The sequence below is a fragment of the Burkholderia sp. USMB20 genome (genome assembly GCF_000949135.2).
In the GTDB taxonomy this organism is placed as follows: domain Bacteria; phylum Pseudomonadota; class Gammaproteobacteria; order Burkholderiales; family Burkholderiaceae; genus Burkholderia.
In genome coordinates this window covers 88,960-107,988 of sequence record NZ_JTAN02000015.1, presented here as the reverse complement: position 1 = coordinate 107,988, position 19,029 = coordinate 88,960, and the positions used below count along the sequence as shown (strand labels likewise).

Genomic DNA, 19,029 nt, shown 5'->3' with positions numbered 1-19,029 from the left:
AAACGCGGTGCCGCCCGGGTTTTCCCCTCGAAGGGCCGCCGTGACGAGATGCCCGTTCGGCAAACCTGACGCGCAGCGTCGAGTGCGCGGCGCTCAGATCGCGCCGGCCTCGCGCAGCGCGGCGATCGCCTGCGCGTCGTAGCCGAGACTGTGCAGCACCTCGTCCGTATGCTCGCCGAGTTCCGGCCCGAGCCAGCGTGTTTCGCCCGGCGTGCCGGACAGCTTCGGCGTGATGTTCGGCAGCGGAATGTCGGTGCCGTCGGCCAGCTTGAAACGCTGGATCATCTGCCGCGCGATGAACTGCGGATCGGTGAACATGTCGGCGGCGCTGTAGATGCGCCCGGCCGGCACGTCGGCCGCGTTGAGCACGGCCAGCGCGTCGTCGATCGTGCGCGGCGCGAGCCACGCGGCGATCGCGTCGTCGATCTCCTGCGTGCGCGGCACGCGGCCGTCGTTGCGAGCGAGCGCGGGATCGTCGGCGAGGTCGTCGCGTTCGATCGCCTTCATCAGCCGCTTGAAGATCGGGTCGCTGTTGCCGCCGATCACGATGCTGCCGTCGCGGCACGCGTAGGTGTTCGACGGCACGATGCCCGGCAGCGACGCGCCGGTACGCTCGCGCACCATCCCGTACACGCCGTACTCGGGCACCACGCTTTCCATCATGTTGAACACCGCTTCGTACAGCGCAACGTCGACCACCTGCCCCGCGCCACCGTTCACGTTGCGGTGGTGGAGCGCCATCATCGCGCCGATCACGCCGTGCAGCGCGGCGATCGAGTCGCCGATCGAGATGCCGATGCGCGGCGGCGGCAAATCGGGATAGCCGGTGATGTGGCGCAAGCCGCCCATCGATTCGGCGATCGCGCCGAAGCCGGGCCGGTCGCGGTACGGGCCGGTCTGCCCGTAACCGGACAGGCGCACCATCACGAGCCCGGGGTTGTCGGCCGACAGCACGTCGTAGCCGAGCCCGAGCTTCTCGAGCAGGCCCGGGCGGAAGTTTTCGATCACGATGTCGGCCTCGCGCGCAAGTTGCCGCGCGATCGCCTTGCCGGCATCGGATTTCAGGTTGAGGGTGACCGATTTCTTGTTGCGTGCCTGGACCGACCACCACAGCGACGTGCCGCCCTGCTCCGGATGCAGCTTGCGCCACTTGCGCAGCGGGTCGCCGCCGTTCGGATCCTCGATCTTGATGACTTCCGCGCCGAATTCGGCAAAGAGGCGCGATGCGAACGGCCCCGCGATCAGCGTCCCGAATTCGAGCACTTTGACGCCCGCGAGCGGGCCCTGGCTGGTGCTCATGTGTCTCCCTGGCATGAGGAACGGCGCCGCCGGCCGGCGGCGCCCGGCTTACATCGTGCGGCGGTCGAGCATCGCGCGGGCGATGGTGCCCGCGTCGACGTATTCGAGTTCGCCGCCCACCGGCACGCCGCGCGCGAGGCGCGTGACCGCGAGCCCGCGCGCCTTCAGCGTCTGGCCGAGGTAGTGCGCGGTGGCTTCGCCCTCGTTCGTGAAGTTGGTCGCGAGCACGACCTCCTTGACGACACCGTCGGACGCACGCCGCACGAGGCGGTCGAAATGGATTTCCTTCGGGCCGATCCCGTCGAGCGGGCTCAGCCGCCCCATCAGCACGAAATACAGCCCGCGGTACGTCATCGTCTGCTCGAGCATGATCTGGTCGGCCGGCGTCTCGACGACGCACAGCAGCGTCGGATCACGCTCCTCGTCGCTGCACACCTCGCAGATCTGCGCCTCCGTGAAGGTATTGCACTTCTCGCAGTGCTGCAGGTGCTCGGTCGCGAACAGCAACGACCGGCCGAGCCGTTCCGCGCCCTCCCGATCGTGCTGCATCAGGTGGTACGCCATGCGTTGCGCGGATTTCGGCCCGACGCCGGGCAATACGCGCAACGCTTCGACGAGCGCGGACAGGGCGGACGGCTGTTTCATACGGCGGCTGAAAGCTGAACGGAGGCTGCGCTCAGAACGGCAGCTTGAAACCCGGGGGCAGCGGCAGGCCCGACGTCATGCCGCTCATCTTTTCCTGCGACGTCGCTTCGGCCTTGCGCACCGCATCGTTGAACGCGGCCGCGACCAGATCCTCGAGCATGTCCTTGTCGTCCGCGAGCAGGCTCGGGTCGATCGCCACGCGACGCACTTCGTTGCGGCAGGTCATCGTCACCTTGACGAGGCCGGCACCCGACTGCCCTTCGACTTCGATCTGCGCAAGCTGCTCCTGCATCTTCTTCATGTTTTCCTGCATTTGCTGCGCTTGCTTCATCAGTCCGGCGAGGTTGCCTTTCAACATGGGAATACTCCTTCTTGATCGTGTGAAAACCGGCACGCGGCGCGTGCCGGTCAATGTGTGCGGGCGTGATTGTGCCTGTCGCAGTGCGATTCGTTCAATGCAGCGTCGGCGGCGTGCCGTCCGGCGCCGGATCGGCGAGCGGCCGCACCGAGCCTTCGACGATACGCGCGCCGAAGTCACGCACGAGCTGCTGGACGAACGGATCGCCATGGATGTCCTGCTCTGCCTCGCGCTGGCGTGCCGCACGTGCAGCCGCATCGAGTGCCGCCGCGGTGCGCCGCGCGGGCCCGACCTCGACCGCGACCTCGACGGCCTTGCCGAGCGCATCGGCCAGGGCCGCCTTCAGTTTCGCGACCTGGGCGGCGTCCGCATACTGCGGCACCGGCACGGACAGTTTCAACGTCGTCGCGTCGACGGCCGTCAGCTCGCTGTTGAACGCGAGCTGATACGCGACGCCCTTCAGCGGCAACCGCGCGGCCAGCGCCGGCCATTCGCCGTCGAAGCCGACCGGGTCGAGCGCGATCGCGGGCGGCAGCGGGCGCGTGTCGACCGGCGCGGACGGACGGGACTCCACTGCCTTCGGCGCAATGCGCACGTCGTCGGGGCCGCTGTCGAACACGGGCACGAAGCCGTCGTCCGCCGCACCGCCGAACATCTCGTCGGCGCTGAGCGGCACGTATTCGTCCGGCGGAATGTCTTCCCACGGCGGCGGGGCCTGGCGCGTGTCGGCAGCCTGCGGCGCGCGGGCCGGCGCGCGCGGCGTCGGTACCTGCACGGCAGGACGCGATGCCGCCGGCTTTTGACGGCCGGCTGGGCCGCCGCGGCTTGGCGCGGCGCCGCACGCGCGCGGTCGGACGACACGCGCATGCCGGCGTGCGCAGCACGTCGAGTGCGGCAGCTGCACGCCGCGGCAGACGGCGCGCGGCGGTTCGGCCGGCGCAGCACGCGCGCCGTTCGGCAGGCAGCGCAGGTTCGTCGTTGCGCTGGCGGCGGCAACCGGCGGTTCAGGTTCGTTGCGGACAGCCGGCGGTGCATCGCTCGGCGGTACCGCCTGAGGTGCCGGGATCGCTTGCGGCTGCGGTGCGGCCGGCGCTGCGGTCGCAGCCGATGTTGCCGCGGATGCAGATTCAGATGCCGGTGTCGAAACAGCCTTCACTGCCGGCGCAATCGCCGCATCGTCGGACTGGACCGCTGCCGGACGCGCAGCGGGCGCAGCCGCTTGCGGACGTGCGGCCGCCACGGCTGCCGGCTGCGGCGCCGACGACCTGGGTGCCGCAGCCGACGCAACGGCAGCGGCCGCACGCGGCGCGGATGCTGGTGCAGGCACGGCACGCGGCACGGCCGGCCGACCTCCCGGCGCACTGCCGGCGCCGACGGCCGGCTCGAACGCGAGCATCCGCAGCAACGTCATCGTGAAGCCGGCGTATTCGTCCGGCGCAAGGCCGAGCTCCGCGCGCCCGACCGTCGCGATCTGATAGAACAGCTGAACCTGCTCGGGGCTCAACGTCTCCGCGAAGCGGCGCAGATCGGCCGCTTCCGGCCATTCGTCGAGCACCGAGCCCGGCGCGAACTGCGCCCAGGCGATCCGGTGCAGCAGGCTGGCGAGATCCTGCAGCGCGGTGGAAAAGGACAGGCTGCGCAGCGACATCTCGTCGGCGATCGCGAGGATCTCGGGGCCGGCGCCGGCCGCGAGCGCATCGAGCAGGCGCACCATGTAAGTCTGGTCGAGCGCGCCGAGCATGCCCGACACTGCCGATTCGGTCACTTCGTTCGCCGAGTACGCGATCGCCTGGTCGGTCAGCGACAGCGCATCGCGCATGCTGCCCTGCGCGGCGCGCGCGAGCAGACGCAGCGCCTGCTGCTCGAACGAGATCCGCTCTTCGCCGAGGATCCGTTCGAGGTGCGACACGATGTGCCCGGCCGGCATCTGCTTCAGGTTGAACTGCAGGCAGCGCGACAGCACGGTGACGGGAATCTTTTGCGGATCGGTGGTCGCGAGGATGAACTTGACGTGCGGCGGCGGCTCCTCGAGCGTCTTCAGCATCGCGTTGAACGCGTGGTTCGTCAGCATGTGCACTTCGTCGATCATGTAGACCTTGAAGCGCGCATCGACGGGCGCGTACACCGCGCGCTCGAGCAGCGCGGCCATTTCGTCGACGCCGCGGTTGCTCGCGGCATCCATTTCGACGTAGTCGACGAAGCGGCCTTCGTCGATCTCGCGGCACGCGCGGCACACGCCGCACGGCTGCGACGTGACGCCGGTTTCACAGTTGAGCGCCTTCGCGAAGATCCGCGACAGCGTCGTCTTGCCGACGCCGCGGGTTCCGGTAAACAGATAGGCGTGATGGAGACGCCCGCCGTCGAGCGCGTGCGTGAGCGCCCTGACGACGTGCTCCTGGCCGACGAGCGAAGCGAAATCCTTCGGACGCCACTTGCGTGCGAGAACTTGATAGGTCATCGGGAAATTGTATCAGTAACGCTGCGTCGCGCCGACACGCGAAACGGTGCGGAAAACGAGCAAGACGCAGGTAAAACGGAGAATGACGCAGAAATAAAAAACGCCCGGCGAACGGGGCGAGAGGAAAGGTGACGAGCCCGACCCTCGGCACTGGCAGAAAACGATTGTGGCTGCTTCGTTCCCGACCTGACCAGGTTCACCGCCCCACCATGCGAGGAGGCCCGTCACGGCATATTCTATCACCGCTTCCGGCCAAATGCGACCGTTTGTTCGCAACAATGCGCACGATCGAGCGAACCGGCGCGCGTACGGGCCCGTCGATCCGGCGCGAACAGGCGGACAGATTCCGCGATAGAGACCGCGGCTCTTGTATTTTGCGAGGCGGCCTCCACGTTCGGATCACAACGGTCGAACGGCGCGTCGTACCCCTACTCGCGTAGCGGCTACTATCGCCGCCCGCAGCAGATAGCAATTTAGGCTAATATGACGCCCGAACGACCCGCGAGCCGCGCCAAGCAGCGCTTACGCCCCTCCTTCCGGGGAGCGGAGTGACCTGCCGCAGCGGCCGGCAGCCGACAGGCCGCCGGAGCGCCGCAACGCGCCAAGCAGGCAGTCCCCGAACCGTAAGAGGTATTGACCCAATGAGCGAACAGATCAAACACATCAGCGACGCATCGTTCGAACAGGACGTCGTCAAATCCGACAAGCCCGTGCTCGTCGACTTCTGGGCCGAATGGTGCGGCCCGTGCAAGATGATCGCCCCGATCCTCGACGAAGTCGCGAAGGACTACGGCGACAAGCTGCAGATCGCGAAGATCAACGTCGACGACAACCAGGCAACGCCTGCGAAGTTCGGCGTGCGCGGCATCCCGACGCTGATCCTGTTCAAGAACGGCGCGGCCGCCGCACAGAAGGTCGGTGCGCTGTCGAAGTCGCAACTCACCGCATTCCTGGACAGCCACCTGTAATACCGGCCGTTCCGCGGACGTGTTGTCAACCGACAACACGTCCGCCGTCAAGCCGCCGATCGGCCGCTCAGGCGCGAATCGGCGTATGCTAGAATCAAAAAACGTCTACAAGACGCATTAAGTCTCAGAGCGCCTCCGCTCGCCCCTCCTCCCTTATTTCTTTTCGTCGCTTCTCCTCCCTGGCGGGTTCTCCGTATGCATTTATCCGAGCTCAAGTCTCTGCACGTGTCCGAACTGATCGAAATGGCCAATGGCCTGGAGATCGAAAACGCGAACCGCCTGCGCAAGCAGGAGCTGATGTTCGCCATTCTCAAAAAGCGCGCCAAGACGGGAGAGACGATCTTCGGCGACGGTACGCTCGAAGTGCTGCCGGACGGCTTCGGCTTCCTGCGCTCGCCGGAAATGTCGTACCTCGCGAGCACCGACGACATCTACATCAGCCCGTCGCAGATCCGCCGCTTCAACCTGCACACCGGCGACACCATCGAAGGTGAAGTCCGCACGCCGAAGGACGGCGAGCGCTACTTCGCGCTGGTGAAGGTCGACAAAGTCAACGGGCAGCCGCCCGAGGCCTCGAAACACAAGATCATGTTCGAGAACCTCACGCCGCTGCACCCGAACAAGCCGCTGTCGCTCGAACGCGAAATGCGCGGCGAAGAAAACGTCACGGGCCGCATCATCGACATGATCGCGCCGATCGGCAAGGGCCAGCGCGGCCTGCTCGTCGCGTCGCCGAAGTCGGGCAAGACCGTGATGCTCCAGCACATCGCACACGCGATCAAGCAGAACCATCCGGACGTCATCCTGTTCGTGCTGCTGATCGACGAGCGCCCCGAAGAAGTGACAGAAATGCAGCGCTCGGTCGCCGGCGAAGTGATCGCATCGACCTTCGACGAACCGGCCACGCGTCACGTGCAGGTCGCCGAAATGGTGATCGAGAAGGCCAAGCGCCTCGTCGAAATGAAGCACGACGTCGTGATCCTGCTCGACTCGATCACGCGTCTCGCACGCGCCTACAACACCGTGATCCCGGCGTCGGGCAAGGTGCTGACGGGCGGTGTCGACGCGAACGCGCTGCAGCGTCCGAAGCGCTTCTTCGGTGCCGCGCGCAACATCGAGGAAGGCGGCTCGCTGACGATCATCGGCACCGCGCTGATCGAGACCGGCAGCCGCATGGACGACGTGATCTACGAAGAGTTCAAGGGCACCGGCAACATGGAAGTGCACCTCGAGCGCCGTCTCGCGGAAAAGCGCGTCTATCCGTCGATCAACCTGAACAAGTCGGGCACGCGCCGCGAAGAAATGCTGATCAAGCCCGAGATCCTGCAAAAGATCTGGGTGCTGCGCAAATTCATCCACGACATGGACGAAGTCGAGGCGATGGAGTTCCTGCTCGACAAGATCCGCCAGACGAAGAGCAATTCCGAGTTCTTCGACCTGATGCGCCGCGGCGGCTGATCGCCCTCGCCCCGCACCGAACGGCCGCCCGCGCGTTTCGCCCGGCGGCCGTTTTTTCGCGCCAACCTGTACGTGAACGTACAGGTTGATCTATAATCGCGCCATCGTCCCGACCGAAGCCCCTGCCATCCCGATGCCGAACGACGCCTCCCCCTCGCTACTGACCGTGAGCGACGCCGCGTCGCGGCTCGGCGTCACGCCGCGCACGCTGAAGTACTACGAAGAGCGCGGACTCGTCACGCCGTCGCGCAGCGGCGGCCGCTATCGCCTGTACGACGAAGCCGATCTCGAACGCTTCGCCCGCATCCTGCGGCTGCGCGCGCTCGGCTTTTCGCTGCACGGCATCACCGAGATGCTCAAGCGCCCGCTGGAAGAAACGGGAGACGGCCGGCGCCGCTATTCGGACGCATCGTTGCGCGAGATCCGCTCGGGGCTCGCCGAACAGATCGACACGCTCGATGAGCGGATCGCGGCCGTCCAGCGCGAGTTGAAGGAAGCGGTCGCGCTGCGCAAGGAACTGCAGCACGACATCGACTACGTCGAACGGCGCCTCGCCGGCGAAAACCCCGACGCGCTGATCGCGCAACGGCAGGCCGAGGCCGGCGCGCGGCGTACGCGCAAGGACCGTGAATGAACGTCGCGCCGGGTCGCTCGCCGCTCTGGAGCCGCGCGAACCTGCGCGCGGACCTGTTCCCGTGGGCGCTCGCGCTCGTCACCGGCATCGACTATTTCGACAACGCGGCCTTCTCGTTCTTCGCGAGCTACATCGCGGGCGGCGTCAACGCATCGCCCGACGAACTCGTGTGGTCGTCGAGCGCGTATGCGGTCACGGCCGTGCTCGGCGTCCTGCAGCAGCAATGGTGGGTCGACCGGCTCGGGCATCGCCGCTACGTCGCCGGCTGCATGCTGATGTTCTCGTTCGGCGCGATCGCGGCCGCGCTCGCCGACACGTCGCTCGAACTCGCGTTCGCGCGCGGCTTCCAGGGCTATTTCATCGGCCCGATGATGGGTGCCTGCCGGATCCTGATCCAGGTCAGCTTCAAGCCGCAGGAGCGGCCGCCCGCCACGCGCGCGTTCCTGATCATGATCCTGCTCGGCAGCGCGCTCGCGCCGATCGTCGGCGGGCTGCTCGTCGCACATTCGACGTGGCGCGCGCTGTTCGCCTGCACCGCGCCCGCGGGCATCGCGTTCGCGATCCTCGCGCTGCTCACGCTCCCCGATTCCGGCAGGACGCCCGACGACGAACGCGGCTCCGGGCATTTCTGGCCATACGTCGTGTTCGCGCTCGCGCAAGGCGCGCTGCAGATCGTGCTGCAGCAGGTGCACTACCAGCTCTACAGCGGCTCGCCGATGCTGATCCTGCTGACGATCGCCGGCCTCGGCGCGCTCGCGTGGTTCGCCTATCACCAGTGGAACCATCCGACGCCGCTCGTGCGGCTGCACGCGTTTCGCGAGCGCACGTTCCAGGTCGGGCTGCTGCTGTACATGTTCTATTACTACGAGTCGACGGGCTTCAGCTACCTGACGTCCCGCCTGCTCGAAGGCGGGCTCGGCTACCCGGTCGAGAACGCCGGGCGCCTGGTCGGCACGATGTCGCTGATCTCGGCCACCGCGCTGTTCGCCTACCTGCGCCATGCGAAGCGCGTCACGCACAAGAAGTGGTTCGTCGTGCCGGGGTTCGCGATCGCGGTCACGGCCGCGCTGTGGATGACGCGGATGACGCCCCAGGTCGGCGAGGCCGCGCTGATCGTCCCGCTGCTGCTGCGCGGGCTGTTGCTGCTGTTCATCGTGCTGCCGGTCGCGAACCTGACGTTCCGCATCTTCGCGATCGACGAATACACGCACGGCTATCGGCTGAAGAACATCGTGCGGCAATTGACGATCTCGTTCGCGACGTCGTCGGTGATCATCGTCGAGCAACACCGGCTGGCCCTGCACCAGACGCGGCTCGTCGAGCGCGCGAACGTGTTCGATCCGCTGTTCCAGCAGACCGTCGACGCCCTCACGCGCGGTTATGCGGCCGCCGGCCATGCACTGAACGAGGCGCACGCCCTCGCGATCGCATCGATCGCGCGGATGGTTGCGCAACAGGCGTCGTTCCTCGCGTCGCTCGACGGTTTCTATTTCCTCGCGGGCGTCGCGCTGGTCGGCGGCCTGTTCGCGGCATGGCAAAAAGAGATCGATTGAGTTAAAAGACAGGCTTTGGATTTCCCCGCGCTGCTTCCATGCTCTCGAAACTGACCCGCTGGTTCGACGATCGCCGCCGCGACCGCGCGCTGCGCAGCCATCCGATTCCCGATGCGCTGTGGCAGGACACCGTCGCACGCCTGCCGTTCCTGGATGCGCTGACGCCCGCCGACCTGGGCCGCCTGCGCGAGCTGACGAGCCTGTTCATCGCGAAGAAATCGTTTTCGACCGCGCACGGGCTCGAGCTGACCGACGAGATGATCGTCGCGATCGCCGCGCAGGCGTGCCTGCCCGTGCTGAATCTCGATCTGTCGCTGTACGACGGCTGGGTCGGCGTCGTCGTGTATCCGGGCGAATTCGTGATCCGCAAGACCGTTCAGGACGAGGACGGCGTCGTCCATGAAGTCGAGCAGGACGCGAGCGGCGAAGCGTGGGAAGGCGGGCCGGTGATCCTGTCGTGGGAAGACGCGCAGATGACGGACGGCCGCGACGCGTACAACGTCGTGATCCACGAGTTCGCGCACAAGATCGACATGGTCAACGGCGAGGCCGACGGCTATCCGCCCCTCTTTCGCCGCTGGCACGCGCCGCACCTCGACGCGCAGGCTTGGGCCGACGTGTTCGAGCACGCGTACGACCAGTTCTGCGCGCGCGTCGATGCGGTGCCGGATCGCGCGTGGGCGCGCTTCGAGCGCGACTCGCTGATCGATCCCTATGCGGCCGATCACCCGTCGGAGTTCTTCGCGGTGTGCAGCGAGGCGCTGTTCGTGCGACCGCGCGCGTTCGAGTCCGAATTTCCGGAGCTCTACCGGCTGCTCGCCCGCTATTACCGGCAGGATCCGGCCCGCACCGGCGCCCTCGACGCGTGATGAAAATTATTCGTCAACCGTCTGATTTTCTGGCATAATCGCCGTTTTTCGACCTTAGGCAAGTGGCTCGCGCCGGGCTTGACGTCGGCTGAAATCGCGCAAATGTGTGCGGTCCGGCACGGCAAGCGGCGGGTTGGCTACCGCTCTCACCAAGGAACATCATGAAACCTGGCATTCACCCGGACTACCGCGAAGTCGTCTTCCAAGACATGTCGAACGGCTTCAAGTTCATCACGCGCTCGACGATCCAGACGCGTGAAACCATCGAACACGAAGGCAAGACCTACCCGCTCGCCAAGATCGAAGTGTCGTCGGAATCGCACTCGTTCTACACGGGTCAGCAAAAGATCATGGACACGGCAGGCCGTGTCGAGAAGTTCAAGAACAAGTTCGGCGTTCGCGCCAACGGCAAGGCGAAGTAAGCTTCGCACCGTTCCGGTGGTTGCAATGCACCGGTACCGCACGAAAGGGCAGCCCAGGCTGCCCTTTTTTGTCGCCGCTCGCCGGGACAACGCCGCACGGCGGCCGGGGCCCGGCAATCGTCTGACGCGCAACGGCCGGCGCGTCTACAATGCCGGATGCTCGAATCCGCGCCGTCGGCGCATGACCGCACCGGCCGCCCGCCCATAACAAATCGCTCATCTGCATGAAGCCTGTCGTTCGCCTCACCGCCTCCGCCACGCGCGCGCTGCCGCGCTGGCTGCTGCTCACGCTCTGCCTCGTCTACGCGGCGTTCGGCCTGTTCGGCCGCGATCCGTGGAAGAACGAGGACGCGGCGGGCTTCGGCGTGATGTGGACGATGGCCACCGGCGGCTGGCACGACTGGCTGCTGCCGAATCTCGTCGGCAAGTTCATCACGACCGACGGGCCGCTCGCCTACTGGCTCGGCGCGCTTTCGATCCGCGCGCTGGCGCCGTGGGTCGACGCGAGCAACGCGTCGCGCGTCGACACGGGCGTGCTGTTCTGCGTCGCGTGCGCGTTCGTCTGGTACGCGGCCTATCTGCTCGGCCGGCGTGCGGAGGTCCAACCGTTCAAGTACGCATTCGGCGGCGAGCCGGAGCCGCGCGACTACGGCCGCACGCTCGCCGACGGCGCGCTGCTGGTCCTCGTCGCATGCTTCGGGCTCGCGGAGCGCGGCCACGAAACGACGCCGCAGCTCGCGCAGTTCGCGTGGATCGCGATGTTCGTGTACGGCATCGTGCGCGGCATCGACAAGCCGCTGCAGGGTGCTCTGTGGTGGGGCGCCGCGATCGGCCTCGTCGCGCTGTCCGGCAACCCGGTGCTGGTCGTCGCGCTGCTCGCCGGCACGGCCGCGCTGTGGCTCGTCACGCCGGAGATGCGCAACCTGCGCCTGCCGCTGATCGGCCTGCCGCTCGCGGCCGCGATCTTCGCGCTGTGGCCGCTCGCCGCCTTCCAGGCAGCGCCGGACGACGCCGCGTGGTTCTTCAACCAGTGGATCCACGGCAGCCTGATGCGCTTCTCGGGGCCGCCGACCGCGGTGCTCGCCTATGCGGCGAAGAACCTGCCGCTGTTCACGTGGCCCGCGTGGCCGCTCGCGATCTGGGCCTGGTGGAGCTGGGCCGGCATGCGCCGCCGCGCGCACATCGCGATTCCACTGTCGGTCGTGGTGCCGCTCGTCGCGCTCGTGATCCTGCAGAGCCAGCAGTCGAACCGCATGTACATGCTGTTGCTGCCGCCGCTCGCGGTGCTCGCCACCTTCGCGCTGCCGACCCTCAAGCGCGGCGCGATCAACGCGTTCGACTGGTTCGCGGTGCTGAGCTTCACGATCCTCGGCACCTTCGTGTGGCTCGTGTGGCTCGCGTCGCTCACCGGCTTCCCGCATCCGCTCGCGCGCAACCTCGCGCGCCTCGTGCCGGGCTACGAACCGCACTTCAAGATCCTGTCGTTCGTCTGCGCGGTGATCGTCACCGTGTGCTGGTGCCTGCTCGCGCGCTGGCGCGTCTCGCGCCAGCCGAAGGTGCTGTGGCGCAGCGTCGTGCTGTCGGGTGCGGGCACCACGCTGATGTGGGTGCTGCTGATGACGCTGTGGCTGCCGATCGTCAACTACGGCCGGACCTACAGCGACGTCGCGCAACAGATCGCGTCGCACCTGCCGAAAGACTATGAGTGCATCTCGCCCGTGCGGCTCGGCGATGCGCAGATCGCGACCTTCGCTTATTTCGGCGACATGCACTTCGAATTCTCGGGCGACTGCGACGTGATCCTGCGCCAGGACCGCTCCGACTTCGGCGAGCCGAGCGCGATGTCGCAATACGTGTGGCGCCTCGTATGGGAAGGCCGCCGCGTGGCCGACCGCGACGAGCGCTTCCGCCTGTACGAGCGCATCGAGCGGCCGGCGGCGCCCGTCAAGCGCCGTGGCCCACGCCACCGGGCGGTCGATTGACGATGTTCGCCGACATTCGCCGGATCGTCGGCCTCGCGTGGCCGGTGCTCGTCGGCCAGCTCGCGATCATCGCGTTCGGCGTGATCGACACGGCGATGGTCGGCCGCTACTCGGCCATCGACCTCGCCGCGCTCGGGCTCGGTTCGTCGATCTACGTGTCGGTCTACATCGGGTTGACGGGTATCCTGTCCGCGCTGCAGCCGATCACCGGGCAGCTGTACGGCGCGCGGCGCTATGCCGAGATCGGCGAGGAAGTCCGCCAGGCGCTGTGGCTCGCGCTGATGCTCGCGGTGCCCGGCTTCCTGCTGCTGCATTTTCCCGAACCGCTGCTGCACATCGCCCACGCGCCATCCGCGTTGCACGACCGCACGGTCGATTACCTGCGAATCCTGTCGTACGGCCTGCCGGCGAGCCTCGTGTTCCGGATCTACAACGCGCTGACCAACGCGGCCGGCAAGCCGCGCCTCGCGATGATCCTGCAGGTCGGCGCGCTGCTGCTCAAGTTTCCGCTCAACGTGTGGTTCATCTTCGGCGGGCTCGGCGTGCCGGCCCTCGGCGGCCCCGGTTGCGGGCTCGCCAGTACGCTGATCAACTGGGCGCTCGCGCTGATCGGCTTCACGCTGCTCGCGAAGCTCGACGTGTTCTCGCCGCTTTCGATCTTCTCGCGCTTTTGCTGGCCCGTCTGGGCGCGCCAGAAGGCGATCCTGAAGCTCGGCGTGCCGATGGGCCTGTCGTACCTGATCGAGGTCACGTCGTACACGTGCATGGCGCTCTTCATCGCGCAGTTCGGCACGACGACGCTCGCCGGCCACCAGATCGCCGGCAACATCGGCGCGGTGCTGTACATGACGCCGCTGTCGATCGGGGTCGCGGCGTCGACGCTGGTGGCCCGCGCGCTCGGTGCCGGCCGCCCGGACGAGGCGCGGCTGCTCGGCCGGCACAGCGTGATGCTCGCGTGCGGGATCGCGGCCGCGTACGGCGTGCTCGTGTTCACGCTGCGTCCGCTGATCGTCAGCGGCTACACGCCGAATCCGGCCGTGGCCGCCGCCGCGCTGCCGCTGGTCGCGATCGTCACCTGCTACCACTTCTTCGACGCGCTGCAGATCACGTCCGCCTTCGTGCTGCGCGCGTACAAGGTCGCGGTCGTGCCGACCGTGATCTATGCGGTCGCGCTGTGGGGCGTCGGACTCGGCGGCGGCTACGTGCTCGGCTTCGACGTCGGCGGCCTCGCCCCCGCCTGGCTGACCGGCGCGCGCGGCTTCTGGTTCGCGAACACGATCAGCCTGATGCTGGCGGGCGCGGGTCTCGCGCTCTACCTGCGCCGCGTCAGCCGCGCGCAACCGGCCGTCGGCGCATTTGGCGCATGACGCACGGCGTGCGGCCTACGCGTCCTCCAGCACGTCGGCCGCGTGGTACGAGGACCGCACGAGCGGTCCGGCAACGACTTCCCTGAAACCGAGCGCCAGCCCCTCGTCGCGCCACGCGGCGAACGCATCGGGGCTCACGTAGCGTCGCACCGGCAGATGGTGCGCGGACGGCGCGAGATACTGGCCGAGCGTCAGCACGTCGACCTCGTGCGCGCGCAGGTCGCGCAGCGTGTCCCGCACCTCGTCGTCGCACTCGCCGAGCCCGAGCATCAAGCCCGATTTCGTCACGAGCGTCGGCCGCGCGGCCTTCGCGTGCGCGAGCAGTTCGAGCGAGCCGCGATAGTCGGCGCCCGGCCGCGCCGCCCGATACAGCGACGGCACCGTCTCGATGTTGTGGTTGAACACGTCCGGCCACGCCGACGACAACGCATCGAGCGCACGCCCGACGCGGCCGCGGAAATCGGGCGTCAGCACCTCGACGCCGATGCCCGGCACGCTCGCGCGCACCGCCGCGATGCAGGCGGCAAAATGCGCGGCGCCGCCGTCGCGCAGGTCGTCGCGATCGACCGACGTGATCACGACGTAGCGCAGCCCGAGCGCCGCGACCGCGGCCGCGAGCCGCGCGGGCTCGTCGGCATCGAGCGGCTCGGGACGGCCGTGCGCGACGTCGCAGAACGGGCAGCGCCGCGTGCACAGCCCGCCCATGATCATGAAGGTCGCGGTGCGCTGCGCGAAGCATTCGCCGATGTTCGGGCACATCGCCTCCTCGCAGACGGAATGCAGCCGATGCTCGCGCAGCACGGCCGCCATGTCGGCGACCGCCCCGCTCATCATCGGCCGCGCCCGCAGCCACGGCGGCTTCGGCAGCGCCGCGCCGCCCGCGGGCTCGACGCGCACCGGAATGCGCGCGAGCTTGTCGCGGCTGCGCGCGCCCGGCTGGCCGAGCGCGGTGAGGCTGGGTCGTTCGAGCGCGGCGGTCATCGTCAGTCTCCGAGAAATGCGACGATCAGGCGGTTCACGTCGGCAGCCGCCTCCATCTGCACCATGTGGCCGCTGCCGGCAATCACCTCGGCACGCACGCCGTCCGGCAAGCCCTGCGCGTGCCGCGCCGGAATCACCTGGTCGTGCTCGCCCCAGATCACGAGCGTGCGCGGCGCGAGCGACCCGACGCGGTCGCGGAACACGCGCCGCTGGGCCGCACCGTCGAACGCGGCGCTCGCGATCTTCTCCAGCGCGGCCTGCACGCCTTCGAGCCGCTTGTACTTGACGAGATCCTCGACCAGTTGCCGCGTGACGAGCGCGTGGTCCGCGAACAGCGCGCCGAGGTGCGGCTTCAGCGTGTTGCGGCTGTTGCCGGCGACGAAGCCGTCGATGTAATCGCGGTTGATGTCGGCGCCGAGCCCAGCACTCGCGATCAGCGTCAGCGATGCGACGCGCTCCGGCGCGCTGTCGGCCAACGTCATCGCCACCGCTCCGCCCATCGAATGGCCGATCAGGTGCGCGCGCTCGATGTGCTGCGCATCGAGCAGCGCGAGCACCGCATCGGCCAGTTCGTCGAGGCTGCCGGTGTCGACTGCCTTGCCCGACTCGCCGTGCCCCGGCAGATCGAGCGCCCAGACGGGCCGGTGCGCGGCGAGCTCCGCGTGGTTGAACAGCCAGTTGTTGAGGTCGCCGCCGAAGCCGTGGATCAGCACGGCGGGCGTGCCCGAGCCGTCGCCGAGCTTCAGGAACCGGACCGTGCGTCCGCCGATCTGCGCCTTCTCGGGCTGCGGGCCGGCCGCGTCGTCGGCGGCCGCGGCCGGCACGAAATCGCGCTGGAATTCGGCGATCGCCGCGTCGATGTCGGCATCGCTCGCCTCGGCCGCGGCCACCACGCCGAGCAGCGCGCCGACCGGCAGCGTCTCGCCCTCCTGCGCGACCTGCCGGCGCAGCGTGCCGTCGAACGCGCACTCGACGCCCGACGAGATCTTGTCGGTCTCGACGTCGAGCACTTCGTCGCCCTTCGTCACGCGCTCGCCGATCGCCTTCAGCCAGCCGTTGACCTGCCCTTGCTCCATCGACAGCCCCCACTTGGGCATCGTGATCATGTGAATCGACATCGTGTCAGCTCCTGGTCTTGAGTACCGCCTGCGCGATCGCGTCGGCGGACGGGATGTAAAGGTCTTCCAGCACGCCGGCGAACGGCGCGGGCGTATGCGGCGCGGTGACGAGCTCGATCGGCGCCTTGAGCGTCCGGAATGCGCGCTGTGCGACGAGCGCGGCGATGTCGGTCGCGATCGAGCAGCGCGGGTTCGCTTCATCGACCACCACCACGCGCCCGGTGCGTGCCGCGCTTTCGAGGATCGTTTCCTCGTCGAGCGGCGACGTCGTACGCAGGTCGATCACGTCGACGTGAATGCCGTCCTTCGCGAGCTTCGCGGCCGCGTCGGTCGCGAGATGCACCATCCGGCCGTACGTGACGATCGTCGCGTCGTCGCCTTCGCGCACGACGTTCGCCTCGCCGAACGGAATCGCATAGGATTCCTCAGGTACGTCGCCTTCGCGCGTGTAAAGCAGCTTGTGTTCGAGGAAGATCACGGGATCGTTGTCGCGGATCGACTGGATCAGCAGCCCCTTCGCGTCGTAAGGCGTCGACGGGCACACGACCTTCAGCCCCGGAATGTGCGTAAACAGCGACGTGAGCATCTGCGAATGCTGCGCGGCCGCGCGCAGGCCCGCGCCGTACATCGCGCGGATCACGACCGGCGTCACGGCCTTGCCGCCGAACATGTAGCGGAATTTCGCGGCCTGGTTGAAGATCTGGTCGAAGCACACGCCCATGAAATCGATGAACATCAGCTCCGCGACGGGCCGCATCCCGCACGCGGCCGCGCCGACCGCCGCGCCGATGTAGCCGCCTTCCGACAGCGGCGTATCGAGCACGCGGCCCGGAAACTTGTGAAACAGCCCCTTCGTCACGCCGAGCACGCCGCCCCATGCGTCGTCCTCGCCCGGCGCACCCGCGCCGCCCGCATTGTCCTCGCCCATCACGATCACGCTGTCGTCGCGCGCCATTTCCTGCGCGAGCGCCTCGTTGATCGCCTGCGAATAAGTGATCTTCCTTGCCATGTCTGTCTCCTGGGATATTCGGTTCGGCGTGCCGGCTGCGCCGGCCGCTGGCGGCTATGTCAGAGCGCGCTCACGGGTACGACACGTACACGTCGGTCAGCAGGTCGGCCGCGTCGGGCAGCGGCGCGGCCTTCGCCTGCGCGACCGCATCGTCGATCAGCGCCTTCACCTGCGCATCGACCGCGCGCAGATCGTCGGTCGTCAGCACCTCGGCACGCACGACGCGCGCTTCGAAATGCTTCAGGCAATCCTTCTCGTCGCGCAGCTTCTGCACTTCGCCCGGCGCGCGGTAGGTCTGCGCATCGCCTTCGAAATGGCCGAAGTAGCGCGTGAACTTCACCTCGACGAGCGTCGGGCCGCCGCCGTTGCGCGCGCGCGCGACGGCTTCGCCGAGCGCCTCGTGCACCGCGAAGAAGTCGAAGCCGTCGACGATCACGCCCGGCATCCCGAAGCCGTTCGCGCGGTCGGCGATGTTGTCGGTCGCGACCGACCAGCTCGACGACGTCGCTTCCGCATAGCCATTGTTCTCGGCCACGAAGATCGCCGGCAGGCGCCACACCGACGCGAGGTTCATCGATTCGAAGATCACGCCCTGGTTCGACGCGCCGTCGCCGAAGAAGCACACGCCGACGCCGCCGGTCTTCTTGTGCTTGGCCGCGAGCGCCGCGCCGCACACGAGCGGGCCGCCCGCGCCGACGATCCCGTTCGCGCCGAGCATCCCCATCGCCAGGTCGGCGATGTGCATCGAGCCGCCCTTGCCGTGGCAGACGCCCGTCTTCTTGCCGTAGATCTCGGCCATCATCCCGTGCACGTCGACGCCTTTCGCGATGCAGTGGCCGTGCCCGCGGTGCGTGGTGGCGACGTAGTCTGCAAGTCCGAGATGCAGCATCGTGCCGACCGCGGAAGCCTCCTCGCCCGCGTACAGGTGAACGAAGCCGGGGATTTCGCCGGTCGCGAACTCGACGTGCAGGCGCTCCTCGAATTCGCGGATCGTGCGCATCAGCCGGTAGGCGTCCAGCAGCGTGTCCCTGCTGAGCTGTGTCGAAACGGTCATGTGTGTCTCCTGGATAGGTCTGACTGCGAATGCCGCCGCGGCAACGCCCCGGCGACGGATTGCACGGCGTGCGCCGTCAATGGAACGTGAAGCCGCCGTCGACGTTCACGGCCTGGCCGGTCACGTTGTCCATCGTCGCGAAGAACAGCGCGAGCCGGCCCATGTCTTCCGGCGTCTGCGCGCGGCCCTGCGGGATCAGCGTCAACTGGTGCCGCTGCCACGATTCCTCGACCGATTCGCCGTCGGTCTTCCATTCGTCGGACAGCCGGTCCCACATGTAGGTACGGACGATGCCGGGGCAGATCGCGTTGACGGTCACCCCGTCGCGCGCTAGCTCCTTCGCGAGCGCGTTGGTGAAGCCGACGACCGCGAATTTCGATGCGCTGTAATGCGCGAGATTCGGAAAGCCTTCCTTGCCCGCGATCGACGCGACGTTGATGATCCGGCCGCGCCCCTGCGCCTTCAGATGCGGGAGCGCCGCGCGGCAACCGAGGAACGTGCCCTTCGCGTTCACGTCCATCACGAAATCCCAGTCGCGCTCGGTCAGCGCCTCGACCGGATGAATGCTGATCACGCCCGCGCAATTCACGAGGATGTCGAGCCGGCCCAGTTCGGCGCGCGCCTGCGCGACCATCGCGTCGACCTGCGCGGCCTGCGTGACGTCGACCTTCGCGATCGCCGCGCGGCGGCCGAGCGCGCGCACCTCGCGGGCGGTCGCGTCGAGGGCGTCGTCGAGCAGATCGGCCAGCAGGATGTCGGCGCCCGCGCCGGCGAGCGTCAGCGCAATGCCGCGGCCGATGCCGCGCGCGCCGCCGGTCACGATGGCGACCTGTCCTTCGAGCGGGTTTTTCATG

17 protein-coding genes and 1 other RNA gene are annotated in these 19,029 nt (G+C 67.9%); 8 read left to right on the top strand and 10 right to left on the bottom strand.

The window, feature by feature from the left end:
- Window positions 1-93: 93 nt before the first annotated feature.
- The 5 genes from PL79_RS19705 to ffs form a co-directional block, all read right to left on the bottom strand.
- Window positions 94-1,299 carry a CaiB/BaiF CoA transferase family protein gene (locus PL79_RS19705; protein ID WP_044847272.1) on the bottom strand — a complete coding sequence of 402 codons (1,206 nt, stop codon included), beginning with the start codon at window positions 1,297-1,299 and terminating at the stop codon, window positions 94-96.
- Window positions 1,300-1,347: 48 nt separating this feature from the next.
- A complete protein-coding gene (gene recR, locus PL79_RS19700) occupies window positions 1,348-1,944 on the bottom strand; it encodes a recombination mediator RecR (protein ID WP_044847271.1) in 597 nt (198 codons plus the stop codon).
- A gap of 31 nt (window positions 1,945-1,975) precedes the next feature.
- On the bottom strand, window positions 1,976-2,302 hold the full coding sequence (locus PL79_RS19695; RefSeq protein ID WP_006755698.1) for a YbaB/EbfC family nucleoid-associated protein: 327 nt from the start codon (window positions 2,300-2,302) through the stop codon (window positions 1,976-1,978).
- A 94-nt stretch (window positions 2,303-2,396) separates the two neighbouring features.
- Window positions 2,397-4,760, bottom strand: coding sequence for a DNA polymerase III subunit gamma/tau (locus PL79_RS19690; RefSeq protein WP_235879290.1), 2,364 nt, complete (start codon window positions 4,758-4,760; stop codon window positions 2,397-2,399).
- Between the two features lie 127 nt (window positions 4,761-4,887).
- An RNA gene (ffs, locus tag PL79_RS19685) (signal recognition particle sRNA small type) lies at window positions 4,888-4,986 on the bottom strand.
- 415 nt (window positions 4,987-5,401) lie between these two features.
- Between ffs and trxA the strand changes: the two genes are divergently transcribed.
- The 8 genes from trxA (at window position 5,402) to PL79_RS19640 (ending at window position 14,013) form a co-directional block, all read left to right on the top strand.
- The gene (trxA, locus tag PL79_RS19680; RefSeq protein WP_006402348.1) at window positions 5,402-5,728 is read left to right on the top strand and encodes a thioredoxin TrxA; all 327 of its coding nucleotides are present in this window, start codon (window positions 5,402-5,404) and stop codon (window positions 5,726-5,728) included.
- Window positions 5,729-5,923: 195 nt separating this feature from the next.
- On the top strand, window positions 5,924-7,186 hold the full coding sequence (rho, locus tag PL79_RS19675; protein ID WP_006478662.1) for a transcription termination factor Rho: 1,263 nt from the start codon (window positions 5,924-5,926) through the stop codon (window positions 7,184-7,186).
- A 133-nt stretch (window positions 7,187-7,319) separates the two neighbouring features.
- A complete protein-coding gene (locus PL79_RS19670; protein ID WP_044847269.1) occupies window positions 7,320-7,820 on the top strand; it encodes a MerR family transcriptional regulator in 501 nt (166 codons plus the stop codon).
- Window positions 7,817-9,373 carry an MFS transporter gene (locus PL79_RS19665; protein ID WP_044847268.1) on the top strand — a complete coding sequence of 519 codons (1,557 nt, stop codon included), beginning with the start codon at window positions 7,817-7,819 and terminating at the stop codon, window positions 9,371-9,373. The genes PL79_RS19670 and PL79_RS19665 overlap by 4 nt, the downstream gene beginning before the upstream one ends.
- A 38-nt stretch (window positions 9,374-9,411) precedes the next feature.
- Window positions 9,412-10,242 carry a zinc-dependent peptidase gene (locus PL79_RS19660; RefSeq protein WP_044847267.1) on the top strand — a complete coding sequence of 277 codons (831 nt, stop codon included), beginning with the start codon at window positions 9,412-9,414 and terminating at the stop codon, window positions 10,240-10,242.
- A gap of 161 nt (window positions 10,243-10,403) precedes the next feature.
- On the top strand, window positions 10,404-10,664 hold the full coding sequence (locus tag PL79_RS19655; RefSeq protein ID WP_044847266.1) for a type B 50S ribosomal protein L31: 261 nt from the start codon (window positions 10,404-10,406) through the stop codon (window positions 10,662-10,664).
- A 224-nt stretch (window positions 10,665-10,888) separates the two neighbouring features.
- The gene (locus tag PL79_RS19645) at window positions 10,889-12,646 is read left to right on the top strand and encodes an ArnT family glycosyltransferase (protein WP_044847265.1); all 1,758 of its coding nucleotides are present in this window, start codon (window positions 10,889-10,891) and stop codon (window positions 12,644-12,646) included.
- A gap of 2 nt (window positions 12,647-12,648) precedes the next feature.
- Entirely contained in the window at window positions 12,649-14,013 is a 1,365-nt protein-coding gene (locus PL79_RS19640; RefSeq protein ID WP_044847264.1) for an MATE family efflux transporter, read from the top strand.
- Between the two features lie 15 nt (window positions 14,014-14,028).
- On the opposite strand, the gene lipA is transcribed toward PL79_RS19640, so the two are convergent.
- From lipA to PL79_RS19615, 5 genes are all read right to left on the bottom strand, one after another.
- A complete protein-coding gene (gene lipA, locus PL79_RS19635; RefSeq protein ID WP_044847263.1) occupies window positions 14,029-14,994 on the bottom strand; it encodes a lipoyl synthase in 966 nt (321 codons plus the stop codon).
- A gap of 2 nt (window positions 14,995-14,996) precedes the next feature.
- Window positions 14,997-16,112: an acetoin dehydrogenase dihydrolipoyllysine-residue acetyltransferase subunit gene (locus PL79_RS19630; RefSeq protein ID WP_044847262.1), complete on the bottom strand. Its 1,116-nt coding sequence runs from the start codon at window positions 16,110-16,112 to the stop codon at window positions 14,997-14,999.
- 4 nt (window positions 16,113-16,116) lie between these two features.
- Window positions 16,117-17,121 (bottom strand): alpha-ketoacid dehydrogenase subunit beta, encoded by a 1,005-nt coding sequence (locus PL79_RS19625; protein WP_044847261.1) that lies wholly within the window; start codon window positions 17,119-17,121, stop codon window positions 16,117-16,119.
- 70 nt (window positions 17,122-17,191) lie between these two features.
- Window positions 17,192-18,175: a thiamine pyrophosphate-dependent dehydrogenase E1 component subunit alpha gene (locus PL79_RS19620; protein ID WP_044847260.1), complete on the bottom strand. Its 984-nt coding sequence runs from the start codon at window positions 18,173-18,175 to the stop codon at window positions 17,192-17,194.
- Between the two features lie 76 nt (window positions 18,176-18,251).
- Window positions 18,252-19,028: an SDR family NAD(P)-dependent oxidoreductase gene (locus PL79_RS19615; protein WP_044847259.1), complete on the bottom strand. Its 777-nt coding sequence runs from the start codon at window positions 19,026-19,028 to the stop codon at window positions 18,252-18,254.
- Window position 19,029: the final 1 nt, after the last annotated feature.